Source organism: Amaricoccus sp., from assembly GCF_017995835.1.
GTDB lineage: Bacteria > Pseudomonadota > Alphaproteobacteria > Rhodobacterales > Rhodobacteraceae > Amaricoccus.
On sequence record NZ_JAGOID010000001.1, the window covers coordinates 55,188 to 74,826 of the forward strand.

The following is a 19,639-nucleotide window of genomic DNA, read 5'->3' on the forward strand; positions in this document are numbered from 1 at the left end:
TCAGCCCTCCAGCGTCGGGTAGTCAGTGTAGCCTTTCGGCCCGGGCGTGTAAGTCGTGGCGGGATCACGCCGGTTCAGGATCGCGTTCTTGCGGAAGCGTTCCACCAGGTCGGGATTGGCGAGGAAGGACGCGCCGAAGACGGCCGCTTCAGCGTCACCGTCCTTCAGCAAGCCTTCGGCAGCGTCTTTCGTCAGCCCGCCGCCGATCAGGTAGTTGCCGGCGAAAAGCGGTTTCAGCAGGGCATGATAGTCCGCCTGCGGCTTGCCGAAGAGCGTCACGTTCAGATACGCCATCTCTTCGGCGGGCAACTGGCTGACCAGGTAGCTGTAGGTCTCGACCGGCGTGTCGTCATGGATGTCGTTGAGGTTCATCTCGGGCGACAGCTTCAGTCCGACGCGGCCGGTGCCGGCGACCTCGATCATGGCGTCCAGCACTTCCAGCATGAAGCGGGCGCGGTTCCCGATGCTGCCGCCATAGGCATCGCTGCGGATGTTGCTGCCCGACGACAGGAACTGTTCCGGCAGGTAGCCGGACGCGCCGTGCAGCTCGACCCCATCGAAACCGGCGTCCAGCGCATTGCGGGTGGCGCGGGCATAGCCCGCAACGATCGTCCTGATCTCGTCCTGGCCGAGTGCGCGCGGGGTGACGAAGTCCTTCAGCCCCTCGTCGGTCCAGGCCTGGCCGGCGGGACGAATCGCCGAAGGTGCGACCGGCAGCGCCCCGCCGGGCTGCATCGAAGGGTGAGAAATCCGGCCCGTGTGCATCAACTGCATGACGATCCGGCCGCCGGCATCATGAACCGCTTCGGCCACGGCCTTCCAGCCGGCGATCTGTGCCGGCGTCTCGATCCCCGGCGTGCGGACATAGCCTTTGCCGTCGGCGGTCGGGAAGACGCCTTCGGTGACGATCAGCCCGGCGCTGGCGCGCTGCGCGTAATAGGTGGCCGTCAACTCGCCAACAACCCCTGCGTTGTCGGCACGGGAGCGAGTCATGGGAGCCATGACAAGGCGGTTGGCGAGGTCGATCCTGCCCAGATGGGCAGGGGTGAAGAGCGGGGACACGAGCGAACTCCTTCAATTGCGTGCCCCCTAGATGAATCCTTGCACTGGTGGGATAAACGCTGATCAATGGAAGTTACTGTTCCGGATTCGGGACAATTATGGACTACCTGAACGACATGGCCCTGTTCGTCGAGGTCGCACGAACCGGCAGCTTTCGTGGCGCGGCCGAAGCGGCGGGGGTGCCGGCCTCCACGTTGTCGCGTCGCATTGCGGCGCTCGAGGCGTCCATCGGGCTGCGGCTTCTCAACCGCACGACGCGCAAGGTGGAGCTGACCGAGGCGGGCCGGATCTATCACGACCGCGCCAGGCGGATCGTGGAGGAGGCCCGCATCGCCCACGAGGAACTGGGCGAGTTGGTGGCACGGCCCACGGGGACCTTGCGGGTATCCCTGCCGGTCGACTTCGCCACGATCTGGCTGGCCCCGATCCTGCCCGAGTTCGCCCGCCTCTATCCGGGGATCGACTTCGATCTGGATCTGACGCCGCGCAACGTGGACCTCGTCTCCGAACGGTTCGACCTGTCCATCCGGATGGCCCGACCGACAAGCAACACGCTGATCTCCAGGGTGATCGGGCGGGTCACGGCAGAACTCTTCGCGGCGCCCGTCCTTCTTCAGACCGCCGAGCCGCTGAGGCATCCCTCGGACCTGGAGCGACTGCCTTGCCTTGCCATGGCGAGCCGTGGGACATGGACCCTGCATGCGGGCACGCAGTCCTGCGAGTTGGCTGCGAAGAGTCGCTTTCGGTTGAACAACGTCGCGCTCATGCGCTCCCTTGCGGTCCAGGGGATGGGCGTGGTGCTTCTGCCCCAACGCGCGGTCGAGGCCGAACTTGCGTCGGGCCATCTCGTGCCCGTGCTGCCTGACTGGCGCGGCGCCCCAAGCGCAATTCACGCGGTGACGGAAACCCGCCTGCTTCCCGCCCGGGTACAGCGCTTCATCGACTTCCTTCGGGAGAAACTGAAGACTGAGCGGTGCTGAGCGGCCCGTTTCACTTCATCCGGCGGGCGGGGTTGTCGCGGAACCAGTCGACGATGGCGGGCATCATCGTCTCGAAGGGGCCGGGCAGGAACACGTTGAGGAGCCCCATCCGGGTCGCGCCCTCGTTGCGGAAGTCGTGCATCACCCCCCGCGGGATCACGCAGAGCGAACCCTTGGGCAGGCGGCGCCAGTCCGCGCCGACGAGGATCGAGGCCTCGCCCTCGAGCACGTAAAAGATCTCGTCGTTGTCGTCGTGCCTGTGCGCGCCCGGGCCTTCGCAGCGGGGCTCGAGCCACCATTCGGAGATCGAGAAGCGCCCGCCCGTCTCGGCCCCGTCGGCTTTGAACACCGCCGAAATCGGCCCCATCTCGTAGCGCCGCCCCTCGCCGGGTCCGAGCACCACGGGTTGTTCCGCCGCCATCGCGCTACTCCGTCAATCGCCGCGGCTTGTGCTTGTCGAGGCTCGTCGCGTTGTGCTTGCGGCGGCCGGCATAGGGATTGTCGCCCCCCCGCACGAGAAGCCGGATCGGCGTCCCCGGCATGTCGAAGTCGCGCCGCAGCCCGTTGACGAGGAAGCGCCGGTAATCGTCGGGCAACGCATCGGGGACCGAGGCGAAGAGCACGAAGGTCGGCGGCCGGGTCTTCACCTGGGTCATGTAGCGCAAGCGGATCCGCCGGCCAGAGGGGGCGGGCGGCGGGTGGTCGGCGACGACGAGCGACAGCCAGCGGTTGAGCCGGGCCGTGGAGATGCGGGTGTTCCACACCGCATGAGCCTTCACGACCGCGTCGCGCAGGCGATCGAGTCCGCGCCCGGTCAGCGCCGAGACGGTGATGAGCGGCGCGCCGCGCAACTGCGGCAGCAGCCGCCCGAAGGTCTCCTTCAGCTCCGCGAGTTTCTCCTGGCGGTCGTCCTCGAGGTCCCACTTGTTGACGGCGAGGACCACCGCCCGGCCCTCGCGCTCGGCGAGGTCGGCGATGCGCAGGTCCTGGCTCTCGAAGGGCGCCTGCACGTCGAGAAGGACGACCACCACCTCGGCGAACTTCACCGCCCGAAGCGCGTCCGAGACCGAAAGCTTTTCGAGCTTCGCCTGCACCTTGGCCTTGCGCCGCATCCCGGCGGTGTCGAAGATGCGGAACGGCGTTCCGCCCCAGTCGGTCGAGACGGCGATGGAATCGCGGGTGATGCCGGCCTCCGGTCCCGTCAGCAGGCGGTCCTCGCCGACAATCGCGTTGACCAGCGTCGACTTGCCGGCGTTCGGCCGGCCCACCACCGCGATCTGGATCGGACGCCCCGGGGGCAGGATCGCGGCCTCGCCCTCCTCGTCCACGTCGTCGTCGACATCGTCCACGTCGACCTCGACGATCGCCTGGGCGTCCTCGAACGCAGCCGCCACGGGCTCGAGCGCCCGCATCAGGTCGTCGAGCCCCTCGCCGTGCTCGGCCGAGATCGCCACCGGCTCGCCGAGGCCGAGCCCGAAGGCGTCGTAATAGCCGGCGTCCCCCGCCTTGCCCTCGGCCTTGTTGGCGACGAGGATCACCCGCGCGGCGCGACGGCGCAGCAGCTCGGCCAGCACCCGATCGGTCGCGGTGACGCCGGCGCGGGCGTCGACGAGGAAGAGGCAGACGTCCGCCATGTCGACGGCGCGCTCGGTCAGCGCCCGCATCCGGCCCGGCAGGCTGTCGTCCGTCGCCTCCTCGAGCCCGGCGGTGTCGATCACCTGGAAGCGCAGCGGCCCGAGGCGGCCCGCCCCCTCGCGCAGGTCGCGGGTCACGCCGGGCTGGTCGTCGACGAGCGCGAGGCGGCGGCCGACCAGCCGGTTGAACAGGGTGGACTTGCCGACATTGGGGCGACCGACGATGGCGAGGGTGAATGGCATGGGCCGGCCTTGGGGATCGGCGTGCGTCCGGCAGGCAGCCCGGAACGATCGCCGGTGTTCAGGATGCAGTGCGCGGACGGCCGGGTTGGCCCGGCCCCGCGTGTCCCGCTCTAGCCGAGCCTCCGGCTATTGGAAAGCGCGAAGGCGCCCGTCGCGGGTCACGACATACATCACCCCGCGCGCGATCGCCGGCGCGGCCGCGGCGCCGCCGGGCAGGTCGACCGAGCCGACCTGCGCCCCGTCGTTCGGCGAGAACGCGCGCAGCAGCCCGTCCGAGCTTGCCACCCAGAGCCGGCCGCCGGCGAGGACCGGCCCGAAATGGACGATCGCCTCCTTGCGCTTGGCGTTGTAGTAGAGCGGCAATTGGGTGAGCCAGACCGCCCCGCCGGTCGCCGCGTCGATGCGCGCGAGCGCGCCCTCGTCGGAGAGCAGGAACACCGAGCCGCCGACCGGCCACGCCGGCCCCCAGGAGCCTTCGGAGATCGTCCAGTTGCGCTCGCCGGTAAGCCGGTCGAGCGAGATCGAGCGGCCGCTCTGGTTCGACGCGTAGATGGCGCCGCCGTCGATCACCGGGTCGCCGGTGATGTCGCTGATGCGGTTTCGGACCAGCTCGCGGCGGCCGCCGGTCACGGCCGTGCCCCAGACCTGAAGGCCGGAGCGCGCGAGGACGCCCAGCACCTCGCCCGAGGCGAAGGGGATCACGACGAGCTCGCCGTCGACGGCGGGCGTCGCGCCGCCGAGGATGCCGGGGCCGCCCGCGCCCTGCACCCGCCACAGGATCGAGCCGTCGGCCGCAGAGAGCGCATAGGCGCTGTCGTTGCGCGCCACCACGAAGACGCGGCCGTCCGAAACCGCCGGAGCCGCGCGGATCGGCGCGTCGAGCGTCACCCGCCAGCGTTCGCCGCCGGTCCTGGGGTCGAGCGCGAGCACCTGCCCGAAGCCGGTGGTGACGTAGAGCACGCCGCCTTCGACGGCCATGCCGCCGCCCGGTCCGGAATCGGCGCGCTGCCCCTCGGCGACGACGCTGCGCCGCCAGACCAGCTCGCCCGCGGTGGTGAAGGCCGAAAGCTGCGCCGCGGCGTCCATCGCAAAGACCAGGCCGCCCGCCACGATCGGCGCGGTGATGAGGCGCCGGCGCCGCGCGTCGCCCTCGCCGAGGTCGACGCTCCAGACCTCGCGGGGGTTGGCGGCGAAGGCGAGGTGGACGAAGCGGCCGCGCGCCGCGCCGTTGCGGTGGCTCCAGTCGGCGTTGACGACCGGCGCCGGCAGCGCCAGCGGCCGGGCGGCCTCGGCGACGATCGGCGTGGCGTCGGGGCGCACGGCGATGCGCTCGCCCGGAAGCGGCTGGTCGCGCCCCTGGCATCCGGCGAGCGCCGCGGCGAGCGCGAGCAGGACGAGCGCACGGCGCGCGGCGGTTCCGTTTGTCATCGCACCCGCTCCGCCCAGAACCTCAGCCGCCCGACCCGGCCGGCGCCGCCGCCGCGGCAGCCGGGCCGCCGCCGAGCGCGATCACGAGCTGGCGCGCCCGCTCGGCGAGGGCCGGCGGCGCCTCCGGCGCATCGGCGATCGCCTGAAGGTCGGTGAGCGCCGCGGCCGTGTCGCCCTGCTCGATGCGCAGGAGCGCGCGCTGCTCGAGCGCCAGCGGCCGGAAGGGCTCGCCGGGGCCGGCGAGCGTGTCGAGCGCCGCGAGCCGCTCGCTCGCGTCGAGACGCGGGCCGAGCGCCATCACCCGCTGGAGCGAGGCGAGCGAGCGATAGAGTTGCGGCGTCGCGCCGTCGGCGGCCAGCGCCGCGAGCGTGGCGGCGGCGTCATCCGCGTCGCCGGCCTCGAGCGCCGCGGCGGCCGCGGCGAACCGTCCCACCGCCGTCGCCGGGCCGACGTCGAGCCCCTTCAGCGCCGCCGCCCGCTCGCCCGGGTCCGAGGTGGCGATCGCCGCGCGGAGGGCGTCGCCGCGATCCTGCGAGCCCGCACGCTCGCGCAGCGTCTGGATCTCGTGCCAAGCCGCGCCGCCGACGATCGCGAGGACGGCGGCGGCCAGCGCCCAGCGATAGCGCCGGAAGGTGCGGAACAGCGTGTCGCGACGGACCTCCTCGGTCACCTCGCTGATGAAGGAATCGGTCTCGCTCACGCGACGTCTCCGAGTGCCGGCGCGCCCGTATACCGTCCGCCCCCCGTGGCGCCAAGGGCGCGCCGGCCGCGCGCGGCGAAGATTGCGGTTGACGGCGGGCCTTCGCCTTTGGCCAGAATTCATCGCCCGTCCAGACCCGGAGGACGTCCCCGTGGATCCCAAGCGCCTCGAACGGGGCCTCGAGCGTGGCATCTTCGCCTCGCGCTGGCTCATGGCCCCGCTCTATGCCGGGCTCGCGCTGTCGCTGCTGCTTCTCGTGGTGGTGTTCCTGCGCGAGATCGTCCATTTCGCCGGCCATGCGCTGACGCTCAGCGACGAGGAGGTGGTGGTGGCGGTGCTGTCGCTGATCGACATCACGCTGACGGCGAACCTCGTGCTGATCGTGCTCTTTGCGGGGTACGAGAGCTTCGTCTCGCGGCTCGACATCGGCGAGGACGCGGATCGGCCGGCCTGGATGGGCACGATCGACTATGCGGGGCTGAAGATAAAGCTGATCGGCGCCATGGTGGCGATCTCGGGGATCCACCTGCTCAAGTGGTTCCTGTGGATCGGCAACGCCGATTCCGGCGACGAGTTCCAGAACAAGCAGGTGGCCTGGCTCGTGGGCATTCACCTGACCTTCGTGGTCGGCGGCGTGCTGCTCTCCATTATGGACTGGCTCTACGCCCGATCGAAATCTCACTGACACCGAAGACCGCGCAGTTTTTCGGTTTGCCTTTCGTGCCGGACGCCAAATACGGTGTGCTCGCGGCCCGATCTGGGCCCCCGAAATTCACCACGACGTCCGGCCGCCGTCCGGAGGGGAGAACGACGATGAAGACTTCGCGCGTCCGGAGCCTGACCACCACCAGTGCGCTCCCCCTCGTCCTGGCGTTCGCGGCCACGGCGATGGGGCCGGCGCCCGCGCTTGCGAACTGCACCACCTCCGGATCGACGACGACCTGCACCACGGCGAACCCGAACCCCTACACCAGCACGGTGGGCGCCGGTCGTCCCACGAACAACCGGACGGTGGAGGTCCTGAACGGCGCGCAGATCCGCGTCACCAACCGCAATGCGATCAGCCTCGGCGACGGGGCGAACATCAACCTTCGCACCGGCTCGCTCGTGCGCTCGGACTCGAACTCCGGCTCGGGCAACTACGGCACCGGTCCGCAGGCGATCGAGTTCAACAGCAACGGCACGCTGCTGGTCGAGCAGGGCGCGCAGGTCATCATGCGCGGGACGAGCGGCCAGGCCGAGGCGGTCAACGTCCACGGGGTGGGCAACCGGATCGAGAACCACGGCCTGATCTCCGGCCAGCCGAGCGCGGCGCTGTGGTTCGAGGATCTGGTCACGTCCGGTCCCAAGAACGTCGTCGACAACTACGGCGCCATCGAGCGGCTCGACGGCGGCACGGTGATCGGGTCGAGCGGCGGCGCGGGCATCGACTTCTACAACCGCACCGGCGCACGGGTGCAGGGCAGCCTCGCCTTCTCCGACGGCAATGACAGCCTGTTCTTCTTCGCCGGATCGACCGTGACCGGCAACATCAACGGCGGCGGCGGGACCAACGCGCTGACGCTCGAAGGCGCGGCAGGGACGAGCGACACGCTCGCGGGCGCGCTCACGAACTTCCAGACGCTCACCAAGGACGGCCTTGGGCGCTGGACGATCACAGGGCCCCTGACGGGCTTCCAGTCGACGACGGTGAACCAGGGCACGCTGGCGCTGACCGGCAACAACGTCAACTACGCCGCCGGCGTGCTCATCAACCCGCTCGGCACGCTGGAGGCGCGGGCGCAGAGCCTGCCCGAGCAGTCGAACCCGGTGAACAACGTCAACAACATCCGCAACAACGGCCGGCTGCGCTTCGCCCAGGACGACAACGGCACGTATCTCGGCCAGATCGTCGGCACGGGCGTCGTCGAGAAGACCGGCGCGGGCGTCACCACGCTCGCCCCCTCGACCCCGGCCGGCAACACCTACACGGGCGGGACGCAGCTCAACCAGGGCACGATCGCGGTCTCGGCCAACAACGCGCTCGGCGCGGCGGCGGGCGAGCTCGAGTTCGACGGCGGCACGCTGCGCACCACCGCCACCTTCACCATGGCGCGGCCGACCGAGCTCGAGGACGACGGCGGCGCGTTCGAGACGACGGGCGCGACGACGCTGACCGAGACGGGCCTCGTTTCCGGCATCGGCCGCCTGACCAAGATCGGCACGGGCACGCTCGCGCTCACCGGGAACAACACCTGGACCGGCGGCACGCAGATCGACACCGGCGCGGTGCGGGTCTCGTCGGACGCCAATCTCGGCGCAGTGACGGGCACGCTCGGGATGAACGGCGGCACGCTGCAAAGCACCGCCACCTTCGCCACGGCGCGCGCGACCACGCTCGGCGCGAACGGCGGCACGTTCGAGACGCAGGCGGGGACGCTGACCCACAACGGCGACATCTCCGGGACGGGCGCGCTCACCAAGACCGGGCCGGGCACGCTCAGGCTGACCCAGTTCAACAGCTACGGCGGCGGCACGAACATCGACGGCGGCGTCGTGGAGATCACCACCAGCGCCAATCTCGGCGCGGCGGGGACGCCGCTCGGCTTCGACGGCGGCACGCTGCACAACGTCGCGAACGTGACGATGGCCCGCGCCACCACGCTCGACGCCGGCGGCGGCACGTTCGAGACCGACGCCGGCACGACGCTGAGGCAGTCCGGCGCCATCACCGGCGCCGGCAGCCTGACGAAGACCGCCGACGGAACCATGGTGCTGACCGGCGCCGCCACCCACACGGGCGGCACGACCATCGCCGCCGGCACGCTCCAGCTCGGCAACGGCGGCGCCGGCGGCTCGCTGTCCGGCGACATCGTCGACAACGGCACGCTGGTCTTCAACCGCGCCAACACCCTCGATGTCCCCGGCGTCGTCAGCGGCTCCGGCGCGGTCGTCCAGGCCGGAACGGGCTCCACCCGCCTCCTCGGAAACAACAGCTATGCCGGGACGACCACGGTCCAAAGGGGCGGCCTCTACGTCAACGGCGTGCAGACCGGGCAGGGCGACACGGTGGCGCGCGCCGGCGCGACCCTCGGCGGGTCGGGCACGATCGGCGGGGCGGTGACGATCGAGAACGGCGCAACGCTGTCGCCGGGCGATCTCGGCGCCACCCCGGGCACGCTGACCGTGACGGGCGACCTCGCGCTCCAGCCCGGCGCGATCCTCAGCTACAGCTTCGGCCAGGCCAATATCGCCGGGGGCGCGCTCAACGACCTGACCAATGTCGGCGGCGCGCTCGCCCTCGACGGCACGCTCAATGTCGTCACCACGCCCGGCGGCTCGTTCGACCCCGGCGTCTACCGGGTGTTCAACTATGCCGGCGCGCTGACCGACAACGGGATGCAGATCGGCACGATCCCCTCGCCCGACTTCTACGTGCAGACCTCGGTGGCCAGCCAGGTCAACCTCGTGAACACCACCGGGCTGACGCTCAACTTCTGGGACGGCGACGCGGGGCCGAAGGACAACGGCGTCGTCAACGGCGGCGACGGAACCTGGCAGAACTCGGACGGCAACGATAACTGGACGGAGCTGACCGGCCTCGTCAACGCGCCGTTCTCCGACGGCTCCTTCGCCGTCTTCACCGGAGCGCCCGGCACGGTCACCGTCGACGACAGCCTCGGCGCGGTCACCGTCTCGGGGATGCAGTACGCCGTGGACGGCTATGTCGTCATCGGCGACGCGATCACCCTCGTCGGCGCGCCCGACACGGTGATCCGCGTCGGCGACGGCACCGGCGCCGGCGCGGCGATGTCCACGACGATCTCCGCCGACCTGACCGGGACCTCGGGCCTGACCAAGACCGATCTCGGCACGCTCGTCCTCGACGGCGCCAAGAGCTATGTCGGCGCCACCTCGATCAACGGCGGCGTCGTCGAGATCGCCGGGGACGCCAGCCTCGGCACGGGCGACCTCGCCTTCGACGACGGCACGCTGCGCACCACCGCGAGCTTCACGCTGGCGCGCACGACGACGCTGGGCGCGGGCGGCGGCACGATCGAGACCGAGACCGGAACGCTCGCCCATACCGGCGCGATCGGCGGCGCGGGCGGCCTGACCAAGACCGGCGCCGGCACGCTGACGCTGACCGGCGCCAATTCCTACGCCGGCGGCACTCAGATCGACGACGGCGTGGTCGAGATCGGGGCGAACGCCAATCTCGGGGCCGCGGCCGGGACGCTCGGCCTCGACGGCGGCACGCTGCGCAACACCGCCGACGTGGCGATGAACCGGGCGACGACGCTCGGGCTCGGCGACGGCGTCTTCGAGACCGCGGACGGCACGACCCTGACCCAGGCCGGCGCGATCTCCGGCGACGGCAGCCTCGCCAAGACCGAGGGCGGGACGATGGTCCTGACCGGCGACGCGACCCACGCGGGCGGCACCGCGATCTCCGAGGGGACGTTGCAGATCGGCGCGGGCGGAACCACCGGCACGCTCGCCGGCAACGTCGCGAACCACGGCGCGCTGGTCTTCGACCGCTCGAACGCGCTCGACATGGCCGGCCTGATCAGCGGCGCGGGCTCGGTCGTCCAGGCGGGGACCGGCGACACCCGGCTCCTCGGCGACAATTCCTACGAGGGGACGACGACGGTCGCGAGCGGCGGGCTCTACGTGATGGGCGACCAGTCCGCGGCGACGGGGGCGACGATGGCGCAGGCCGGCGCGACGCTCGGCGGCACGGGCCTGATCGGCGGCGGCGTGACCATCGCCGACGGCGCGACCCTCGCGCCGGGCGACGTCGGCGCGACACCGGGCACGCTCGGCATCGCCGGCGGCCTGACGCTCGGCGGCGGCTCGATCCTCGCCTACAGCTTCGGCCAGGCCAACGTGCCTGGCGGCCCGCTCAACGACCTGACCGAGGTGGGCGGCGACCTGACGCTCGACGGCACGCTCAACGTCGTCACCTCGCCCGGCGGCGCGTTCGACCCGGGCATCTACCGGGTGTTCACCTATGCCGGCGCGCTGACCGACAACGGGCTCGCCATCGGCACGATCCCGTCGCCCGACTTCTACGTGCAGACCTCGGTCGCGAACCAGGTCAACCTGATCAACACTTCCGGGCTGACGCTCACCTTCTGGGACGGCGACGCCGGCCCGAAGAACGACGGCGTCATCAACGGCGGCGACGGCGTGTGGCAGAGCCCGGCCGGCAACGATGACTGGACGAACGACAGCGGGGCGATCAACGCCCCCTGGACCGACGGCGGCTTCGCGATCTTCACGGGCGCGGCCGGCGACGTGACCGTCGACGACGGCCTCGGCGCGGTGACCGCGTCGGGGATGCAGTTCATCACCGACGGCTATGTGATCGCGGGCGATTCGGTCACGCTGGTCGGCGCGCCGGACAGCGTGATCCGCGTCGGCGACGGCACGGCGGCGGGCGCCGCGACCACGGCGACGATCTCGGCCGAACTGACCGGGGCCTCGGGCCTGACCAAGACCGACCTCGGCACGCTCGTCCTCGAGGGGGTGAACAGCTATTCCGGCGTGACGACGATCGAGGGCGGCGTGCTCGAGATCGCCGCGGACGCGAGCCTCGGGACGGGCGGCCTCGCCTTCGATACCGGCACGCTGCGCACGACGGCGAGCTTCACGCTGCCGCGGGCGACGACGCTGGAGGCGGGCGGCGGCGTCATCGAGACGACGGCGGGGACGATCGACTTCACCGGCGTGATCGGCGGCGACGGCGCGCTGACCAAGACCGGCGCGGGCACGCTGGTCCTCGACGGCGCGAACACCTTCGCGGGCGGCGTGCAGGTCGACGAAGGCGTGGTCGAGGTGGCGGCCGACGCCGGCCTCGGCGCCGCGGCCGGGCCGCTCGGCCTCGACGGCGGCACGCTGCGGGCGACGGCGAGCTTCGGCATGGACCGGGCGACGACGCTGGGCGCGAACGGCGGCACGGTCGAGACCGCGGCCGGGGTGACGCTGGCGCAGGCGGGCGACATCGGCGGGGCGGGGGCGCTGGCCAAGACCGGCGCCGGCACGCTGACCCTGACCGGCGACGCCGCCCATGCCGGCGGCACGACGATCGCGGCCGGCGTGTTGCAGGTCGGCGACGGCGGCGCGACGGGCACGCTGGCCGGCGACGTCGTCAACGACGCGACTCTCGCCTTCGACCGCTCGAACGCGCTCGCCGTCACCGGAGCGATCTCCGGCACGGGCGTGGTGCGCCAGCAGGGAGCGGGGACCACCACGCTCTCGGGGGCCAACAGCTACGCCGGCGGCACCGAGATCCTCGCCGGCACGTTGCAGGTCGGGGCGGACGCCAACCTCGGCGCGGCAGCGGGGACGCTGCTGATCGACGGGGCGACGCTGCGCAACACCGCGGCGATGACGACGGCGCGGACGACGACGCTCGGCGCGGGCGGCGGCACGCTCGATACGGCGGCGGCGCTGACGCATTCGGGCGCGATCGGCGGCGCGGGCGGCCTGACCAAGACCGGCGCCGGCACGCTGACGCTGACCGGCGCGAACGCCTATGCCGGGCCGACCGCGCTCGACGCCGGCGCGCTCTACGTCATGGGCGACCAGTCGGCGGCGACCGGCGCGACCACGGCGGCCACGGGCACGCGGCTCGGCGGCACGGGCACGATCGGCGGCGACGTGGCGATCGCCGACGGCGCGACGCTCGCGCCCGGCGGCGCCGGCGCGGCGCCGGGGACGCTGTCGATCGGGGGCGACCTCGGGCTCGTCGGCGGCTCGATCCTCGACTACAGCTTCGGCCAGGCCAATGTGGTCGGCGGCCCGCTCAACGACCTGACCGAGGTGGCGGGCGACCTCACCCTCGACGGCACGCTGAACGTGACGACCGCGCCCGGCGGGTCGTTCGACCCCGGCATCTACCGGGTGTTCGACTACGGCGGCGCGCTGACGAACAACGGGCTCGCCATCGGCACGATCCCCTCGCCCGAGTTCTACGTGCAGACCTCGGTGGCGAACCAGGTCAACCTCGTCAACACATCGGGACTGACGCTCACCTTCTGGGACGGCGACGCCGGCCCGAAGGACGACGGCGTCATCGACGGCGGCGACGGCGTCTGGCAGTCGAGCGCCGGCAACGACAACTGGACCGAGCAGACCGGCACGATCAACGCGCCGTGGCAGACCGGCGGCTTCGCCATCTTCATGGGCGCGGCCGGCGACGTGAGCGTCGACGACGGCCTCGGCGCCGTCGCGGCCTCCGGCATGCAGTTCATCACCGACGGCTACGTCGTCGCGGGCGACGCGATCACGCTGGTCGGCGCGCCCGAGAGCGTGATCCGCGTCGGCGACGGCACGGCGGCGGGGGCCGGCGTGACCGCGACGATCTCCTCCGTCCTCGCCGGGGCGACGCGGCTGACCAAGACCGACCTCGGCACGCTGGTGCTCGACGGCGTCAACACCTATGCCGGCGGCACGGCGGTCGAGGGCGGCGTCCTCGCCGTCGCCGCCGACGCGGCGCTCGGCGCGGCCTCGGGCGGGCTCGGCCTCGACGGCGGCACGCTGCGGGCGACGGCGAGCTTCGCGACGGACCGGGCGACGACGCTGGGCGCGAACGGCGGCACGGTCGAGACCGGGGCCGGGGTGACGCTGGCGCAGGCGGGCGACATCGGCGGAGCGGGCGCGCTGGCCAAGACCGGCGCCGGCACGCTGACCCTGACCGGCGACGCCGCCCATGCCGGCGGCACGACGATCGCGGCCGGCGTGTTGCAGGTCGGCGACGGCGGGACGACCGGTACGCTCGCCGGCGACGTCGTCAACGACGCGACGCTGGTCTTCGACCGCGCCGACGCGCTGGCGGTCGAGGGCGCGATCTCCGGCTCCGGCGTGGTGCGCCAGCAGGGAGCGGGGACGACCACGCTCTCGGGCGTCAACGCCTACGCCGGGGCGACGCTCGTGACGGCCGGCACGCTCCGGGCCGGGGCGGCGAACGTGTTCAGCGCCGCCTCCGCGCATGCGGTGGCCGGCGGCGGCACGCTCTACCTCGCCGACTTCGACCAGGAGGTGGCGGCGCTCTCCAACTCCGGGCGGGTCTCGCTCGGGCAGGTGGCGGGCACGCGGCTCGTCGTCGCGGGCGACTATGTCGGCGACGGCGGCGTGCTGCACTTCACGACGGAACTCGGCGACGACGACTCGCCGACCGACCAGATGGTGGTGGAAGGCGACACGTCCGGAACCAGCGTCGTGGAAGTAGAGAACGGGAACGGCCAGGGAGCGCAGACCGTCAACGGCATCAAGCTGATCGACGTCGCGGGCGCCTCGGATGCGGAGTTCACCCTCGCCGGCGACCTCGTGGTCGGCGGCCGGCCGGCGGTGATCGGCGGCGTCTACGCCTACTCGCTCTACCAGGGCGGCGTCGCCACCCCGACCGACGGCGACTGGTATCTCCGCTCGCGGCCGGTGGGACCGGCCCCCGGCCCGGACGTCATCAACCCGGCGGTGCCGGTCTACGAGGCATATCCCTACGCGCTCCTCGCGCTCAACAAGCTCCCGACCATGCAGGAGCGGATCGGCAACCGCTACTGGAAGGCCGGGGGCAATCCCGAGGCGCTCGCCGGGCAGGTCATGGCGGGAGACCGCCCGCTCGGCGGCGGCGGCCTCGTCGAGGAACGCCGGGCATGGGCGCGCATCGAGGGCACGCGCGCGAGCCTCGAGCCCGACGCCGCGCTCGGCACGCGGCCGACGTTCGACATGGACGTGTGGAAGGTGCAGGTGGGCATCGACCGCGAGGTGCGCGAGGTCGGGAACGGCCTGCTGGTCGGCGGGCTGAGCTTCAGCGCCGGCTCGGTCGACACCGACGTCTCGTCGCGCGACGGCCACGGCCGCATCGAAACCGACGGCTACGGGATCGGCGGCAGCCTGACCTGGCTGCGCGACGACGACGTCTATGTCGACGGGCAGGCGCAGCTGATGTGGTACGACAGCGATCTGCGCTCGCACGAACTCGGCGATCTCGCCGACGGCAACGACGGGTTCGGCTACGCGCTCGGCGTCGAGGTGGGCAAGCGCATCGCCGCGAAGCCCGGCTGGACGCTGACGCCGCAGGCGCAGGTCTATTACTCGTCGGTGTCGTTCGACAGCTTCCGCGACCCCTTCGGCGTCCGGGTCGCGGACGACGACGGCGCGACCATGCCGCTGCGGCTCGGCCTTGCGGCCGACCGGGAGAAGGCCTGGCAAGGCAAGGAGGGCGACGCGCGGCGCAGCCATGTCTACGGGATCGCCAACGTCTACTACGACCTGATCGGCGACACCGAGGTCGTCGTCGCCGGGACCGGGCTCACCACCGAGGCCGACCGCGCCTGGGGCTCGCTCGGCGTCGGGGGAACCTACACCTGGGCCGACGGCAAGTACGGGGTCTATGGCGAGGGGCTGGTGAGCACGAGCCTGGAGAACTTCGGGGATTCCTACGCCAACAGCCTCAGCGCCGGGTTCCGCATCGCCTGGTGATCCGCCCCGGGCCCGCGCCACGCGGGCCCGCCCGACCCACGAGGGGGCCGCGTCGCCGCAAGGCTGGCGCGGCCCCCTCCGTTCGTGGCGCCGGCGTCAACCGATGGCCGAGGGCTCGGGCGCCGATTCGGCCTCCTCGACGTGCTGGCGTCGCCACAGGCGGGCGTAGCGGCCGCCGAGGGCGAGGAGCTCGTCGTGGCGGCCGGCCTCCACCACCCGGCCGCCTTCGAGCACGACGATGCGGTCGGCCTCGACCACGGTCGAGAGCCGGTGCGCGATCACGATCACGCTGCGGCCGCGGCCCATGGCGGCGAGGCTCTCCTGGATCGCCCGTTCGGTCCCGGTGTCGAGCGCGCTGGTCGCCTCGTCGAGGAGGAGGATCGGCGGGTTCTTGAGCAACGTCCGGGCGATGCCGACCCGCTGTTTCTCGCCGCCCGAGAGCTTGAGGCCGCGCTCGCCGACGGTGGTGTCGTAGCCCTGCGGCAGCGAGGCGATGAAGTCGTGGATCGCGGCTGCCCGCGCCGCCGCCTCGATCTCCTCGCGGGTCGCGCCCGGCCGGCCGTAGCCGATGTTGTAGCCGATCGTGTCGTTGAAGAGCACGGTGTCCTGCGGGACCATGCCGATCGCCGCGCGCAGCGAGGCTTGCGTCACCGAGCGTAGGTCCTGACCGTCGATCAGCACCGCCCCGGAGGACGGGTCATAGAACCGGAAGAGCAGCCGCCCGACGGTGGACTTGCCCGAACCGGAGGGGCCGACCAGCGCCACGGTCTGGCCCGGCTCGACCACCAGCGAGAAGTCGCGCAGGATCGACCGCTCCGTTTCGTAGCCGAAGCTGACGTCGCGGAACTCGATCCGGCCCGCGCTGACGACGAGCGGCCGCGCGTCCGGCGCGTCGACGATCTCCGCCGGCTGCTCGAGCAGGTCGAACATCGCGCCCATGTCGATCAGCGCCTGGCGGATCTCGCGGTAGACGGTGCCGAGGAAGCCGAGCGGCAGGGTGATCTGGAGCATGTAGGCGTTGACCATGACGAAGTCGCCGACGGTCAGCGCCCCGGCGTCGACGCCGCGGGCGGCCATGACCATCACCGCGACGAGGCCCGCCGTGATGATGAGCGTCTGCCCGGCGTTCAGCCAGGCGAGCGAGACCTGCGTCTCGGTCGCCGCCTCGGCGTAGCCCTCCATCGAGGCGTCGTAGCGCTCCGCCTCGCGTCGCTCGGCGCCGAAGTACTTCACCGTCTCGAAGTTCAGCAGGCTGTCGATCGCCTTCTGGTTGGCCTCGGTGTCGCGGGCGTTCATCCGCTCGCGGATCTTCACCCGCCATTCGGTGACCACGAAGGTGAACCAGACATAGACCGCGATCGTCGCGGCCACGACCGCCAGATACCAGACGTCGAAGGCGAAAAGGAAGATCACGCCGACGAGGGCCAGTTCGAGGACCAGCGGCACGATGGAGAACAGCAGGAACCGCAGCAGGAAGTCGACGCCCTTGACGCCGCGCTCGATGACCCGGCTGAGGCCTCCGGTCTTGCGGGTGATGTGGTAGCGCAGCGACAGCGCGTGGATGTGCTCGAAGGTCTCGAGCGCGATGGCGCGCAGCGCGTTCTGCCCGACGCGGGCGAAGACCGCGTCGCGCAGCTGCGCGAAGGCGACGCCGAGAAAGCGCATCACCCCGTAGGCGAGCGTCAGCCCGACCGCGCCGAGCGCCAGCAGCGCGCCGGCCGATGCCCCGCCCGGCGCCGGCGCCAGCCCGTCGACCGCCTCCTTGAAGAGGAACGGCGTGACCACGGTCGCTCCCTTGGCGACCAGAAGCGCCAGGATCGCGAGCACGACGCGGACCCGCGCCTCACGATCATCCTTTGGCCAGAGATGCGGACCGACCTTGTGGATGATCCGCCAGCCGGCCGAAGGCGGCTCGGCGCCCGTGGGCGGCAGGCCTGTCATACCGGCGGGCTCATGAAACGACTCGCGGACCTTTTGACCTTTGACATTTTTATCGTGTGCACTCAGATAGTTACCCTATCTATCACGCGTGTTAGCCCGTGTTGCGCCGGGTGGCTTGGTAGACTCTCCGGTATCATACGAGTTCCGGTTGATCGGTTCGGTCGACGCGGCGCGGTGATCTCGCCGATATCCCCGCCGATTTCGACCGTTGGCGAAATCGGCACGCGACTGCCCTTCCGAGGGCAGGCGCGTTCCGCGCCAGCCAGGGCAGTCGCGCGCCGATGCGAGCCCGGGAGATATCGGATGGCCCCTCGGCCCGCGCTTGCGGCGCGCGCCGATCGGATCGCGCGGGGCGCCACTGGCAAATCGGATGGGCGCAGCCGGGGGCTGCGCGAAACAGCGATCAAGCGGAGTTGGTGTCACTCGCCGGTCTCGCCCTCGGGCAGCACGAAGATCTGGCCCGGATAGATCAGGGCTGGATCGCGGATCAGATCGCGGTTGGCCGTATAGATGCGGGTGTAGAGGACGCCCGATCCGTAATGCGCCCGTGCGATCGTCCAGAGGTTGCCGCCGGGCTGCACCGTGACCATTCCCGGCGGCGTCGCGGGCGAAAGGTCGGGGAGATCGCGCTGGAACGGCGTCTCCAGCCGCGCCGCGACGGTTCCGTCGTCGTGGAGCGCGTCGATGCGCAGGCGATGCACGCCCGTCGCCACCTCGCCGAGCGCGAGCACCCAGCGCCCGTCGCTCCCGACGGCGCCGTCCCGCGCGAAGCGATCGTCGACATAGGCGCGGATCCGGGCCCCGGCCGCGCCGATGCCCGCGAGCGTGACCTCGCCGCCGTCCTCGCCATAGGAGATGCTCGCGAGGGTCAGTCCGCCGGCCGCGTCGGTCGGGCTCACCTCGACGCCGCCGTCGCGCACCACCGCGGTCGCCGCAACCCGTGGCTTCGGCCCGCCCTCGGCGGGCGCGTCGGCCGGTTCCGTGGCGGGCCCGGGCGGAGCGTCGACCGGCGTTTCGTCGGATCCTGCCGCCGCGGCGAAGCCGGGCGGGTCCTCGAACGACAGCGGCGGCGCCTCTGGCAACAGCACGACCATGTCGGCGGAGGCAACGCGCTCGCCGGTCCCGGTCCTGCTCTCGAGGGTCAGGGTGCGCGGCTCGGCCGAGGGCGTGGTCTCGAACGCCACTACGAAATCGCCGGAGGCGTCGGCCGTGGTCTCGGCCACGACGCCGTCCTCGGTCCGGAGCGTCACGGTCGCTCCCGGCTCGGCCCGTCCGGCGACGAGGGCGGAGCCCTCCGGCGTCACCCGCACCACGTCGAGGCTCGGCGCGGCAGGCTCGGCCGCCGCCGTCCCGGCCGAAGTCGTGGCGGCCGGCGCGGCCGACGGCGCGGCGACGGCCGGCGGATCGGCGACGGGCGGGGCCGACCGACGCACGGCGACCACGATTGCGCCTGTCGCCGCGACGGCGAGGACGGCGACGATCGCGATGGCGGGGGCCGGCAACGCCATGACCCGGCTTGCTCCTTGCGCAGGCAGAACCGCGAGCGGCAGGGCTCGCCGAACTCCCGAACGCCTGCTAACACGTCAACGCCCTGAAGCTACTGAGAAACGGACCGCCTGTCCATGAGCGTCGCCGCCCGTGCCTCCGTCTGCGTCTTTTGCGGCTCCCGCTACGGCGCCGACCCGGCCTATGCCGAGGCCGCCCGCGCTCTCGGCGCCGGCCTCGCGGGGGCGGGCTTGCGGCTCGTCTACGGCGCGGGCGACGTCGGGCTGATGGGCGAGACCGCCCGTGCGGCGCAGGCGGCCGGCGGCGCGACCTTCGGCGTCATTCCCAAGCACCTGGCCGATCGGGAGGTCGCCCGGCGCGACCTGTCGGTGTTCGTCGTCACCGAAACGATGCACGAGCGCAAGAAGGTGATGTTCATGAACGCCGACGCGGTCGTCGCCCTGCCCGGCGGCCCGGGCACCCTCGACGAGCTTTTCGAGGTCCTCACCTGGCGCCAGCTCGGCCTCCACGAGAAGCCGGTCTACCTGCTCGACGTCGGCGGCTACTGGGCGCCGCTGCGCGCCCTTCTCGGCCATCTCGTCGCCGCGGGCTTCGCCGAACCGGAGTTCCTGACCTATCTCGAGGTGGCGCCCACCGTCCCCGACCTGATCGCCCGCCTGCGCCGGCGCCTCGGGTGA

At 71.9% G+C, this 19,639-nt stretch carries 11 protein-coding genes; 4 read left to right on the forward strand and 7 right to left on the reverse strand.

The features are described 5' to 3' along the window. A complete protein-coding gene (locus KBA23_RS00290; protein WP_290735158.1) occupies positions 1-1,062 on the reverse strand; it encodes an alkene reductase in 1,062 nt (353 codons plus the stop codon). A 98-nt stretch (positions 1,063-1,160) separates the two neighbouring features. Here KBA23_RS00290 and KBA23_RS00295 point away from each other — a divergent pair, with 98 nt between their 5' ends. Beyond that, positions 1,161-2,042 carry a LysR family transcriptional regulator gene (locus tag KBA23_RS00295; protein ID WP_290735161.1) on the forward strand — a complete coding sequence of 294 codons (882 nt, stop codon included), beginning with the start codon at positions 1,161-1,163 and terminating at the stop codon, positions 2,040-2,042. Between the two features lie 10 nt (positions 2,043-2,052). Here KBA23_RS00295 and KBA23_RS00300 read toward each other — a convergent pair whose 3' ends face one another. The 4 genes from KBA23_RS00300 to KBA23_RS00315 all read right to left on the reverse strand — a co-directional run bounded on the left by KBA23_RS00300 (position 2,053) and on the right by KBA23_RS00315 (position 6,047). Further along, positions 2,053-2,463 (reverse strand): cupin domain-containing protein, encoded by a 411-nt coding sequence (locus tag KBA23_RS00300; RefSeq protein ID WP_290735166.1) that lies wholly within the window; start codon positions 2,461-2,463, stop codon positions 2,053-2,055. A 4-nt stretch (positions 2,464-2,467) separates the two neighbouring features. After that, positions 2,468-3,919, reverse strand: a complete 1,452-nt coding sequence (der, locus tag KBA23_RS00305) for a ribosome biogenesis GTPase Der (RefSeq protein WP_290735169.1) — start codon at positions 3,917-3,919, stop codon at positions 2,468-2,470. Positions 3,920-4,045: 126 nt separating this feature from the next. After that, on the reverse strand, positions 4,046-5,347 hold the full coding sequence (locus KBA23_RS00310) for a PQQ-like beta-propeller repeat protein (protein WP_290735172.1): 1,302 nt from the start codon (positions 5,345-5,347) through the stop codon (positions 4,046-4,048). Between the two features lie 22 nt (positions 5,348-5,369). Continuing rightward, the gene (locus KBA23_RS00315; RefSeq protein ID WP_290735175.1) at positions 5,370-6,047 is read right to left on the reverse strand and encodes a hypothetical protein; all 678 of its coding nucleotides are present in this window, start codon (positions 6,045-6,047) and stop codon (positions 5,370-5,372) included. Between the two features lie 151 nt (positions 6,048-6,198). On the opposite strand from KBA23_RS00315, the gene KBA23_RS00320 reads away from it, so the two are divergent. Then, positions 6,199-6,732 (forward strand): TIGR00645 family protein, encoded by a 534-nt coding sequence (locus KBA23_RS00320; protein ID WP_290735178.1) that lies wholly within the window; start codon positions 6,199-6,201, stop codon positions 6,730-6,732. Positions 6,733-6,860: 128 nt separating this feature from the next. Further along, the gene (locus KBA23_RS00325; protein WP_290735181.1) at positions 6,861-15,515 is read left to right on the forward strand and encodes an autotransporter-associated beta strand repeat-containing protein; all 8,655 of its coding nucleotides are present in this window, start codon (positions 6,861-6,863) and stop codon (positions 15,513-15,515) included. A 96-nt stretch (positions 15,516-15,611) separates the two neighbouring features. Here the strand turns inward: KBA23_RS00325 and KBA23_RS00330 are convergent, their stop codons facing one another. After that, the gene (locus KBA23_RS00330) at positions 15,612-17,456 is read right to left on the reverse strand and encodes an ABC transporter ATP-binding protein/permease (RefSeq protein WP_290735184.1); all 1,845 of its coding nucleotides are present in this window, start codon (positions 17,454-17,456) and stop codon (positions 15,612-15,614) included. A gap of 419 nt (positions 17,457-17,875) precedes the next feature. Next, a complete protein-coding gene (locus tag KBA23_RS00335) occupies positions 17,876-18,964 on the reverse strand; it encodes an Ig-like domain-containing protein (RefSeq protein ID WP_290735186.1) in 1,089 nt (362 codons plus the stop codon). A 114-nt stretch (positions 18,965-19,078) separates the two neighbouring features. Here KBA23_RS00335 and KBA23_RS00340 point away from each other — a divergent pair, with 114 nt between their 5' ends. Continuing rightward, positions 19,079-19,639, forward strand: a complete 561-nt coding sequence (locus KBA23_RS00340; protein ID WP_290735188.1) for a TIGR00730 family Rossman fold protein — start codon at positions 19,079-19,081, stop codon at positions 19,637-19,639.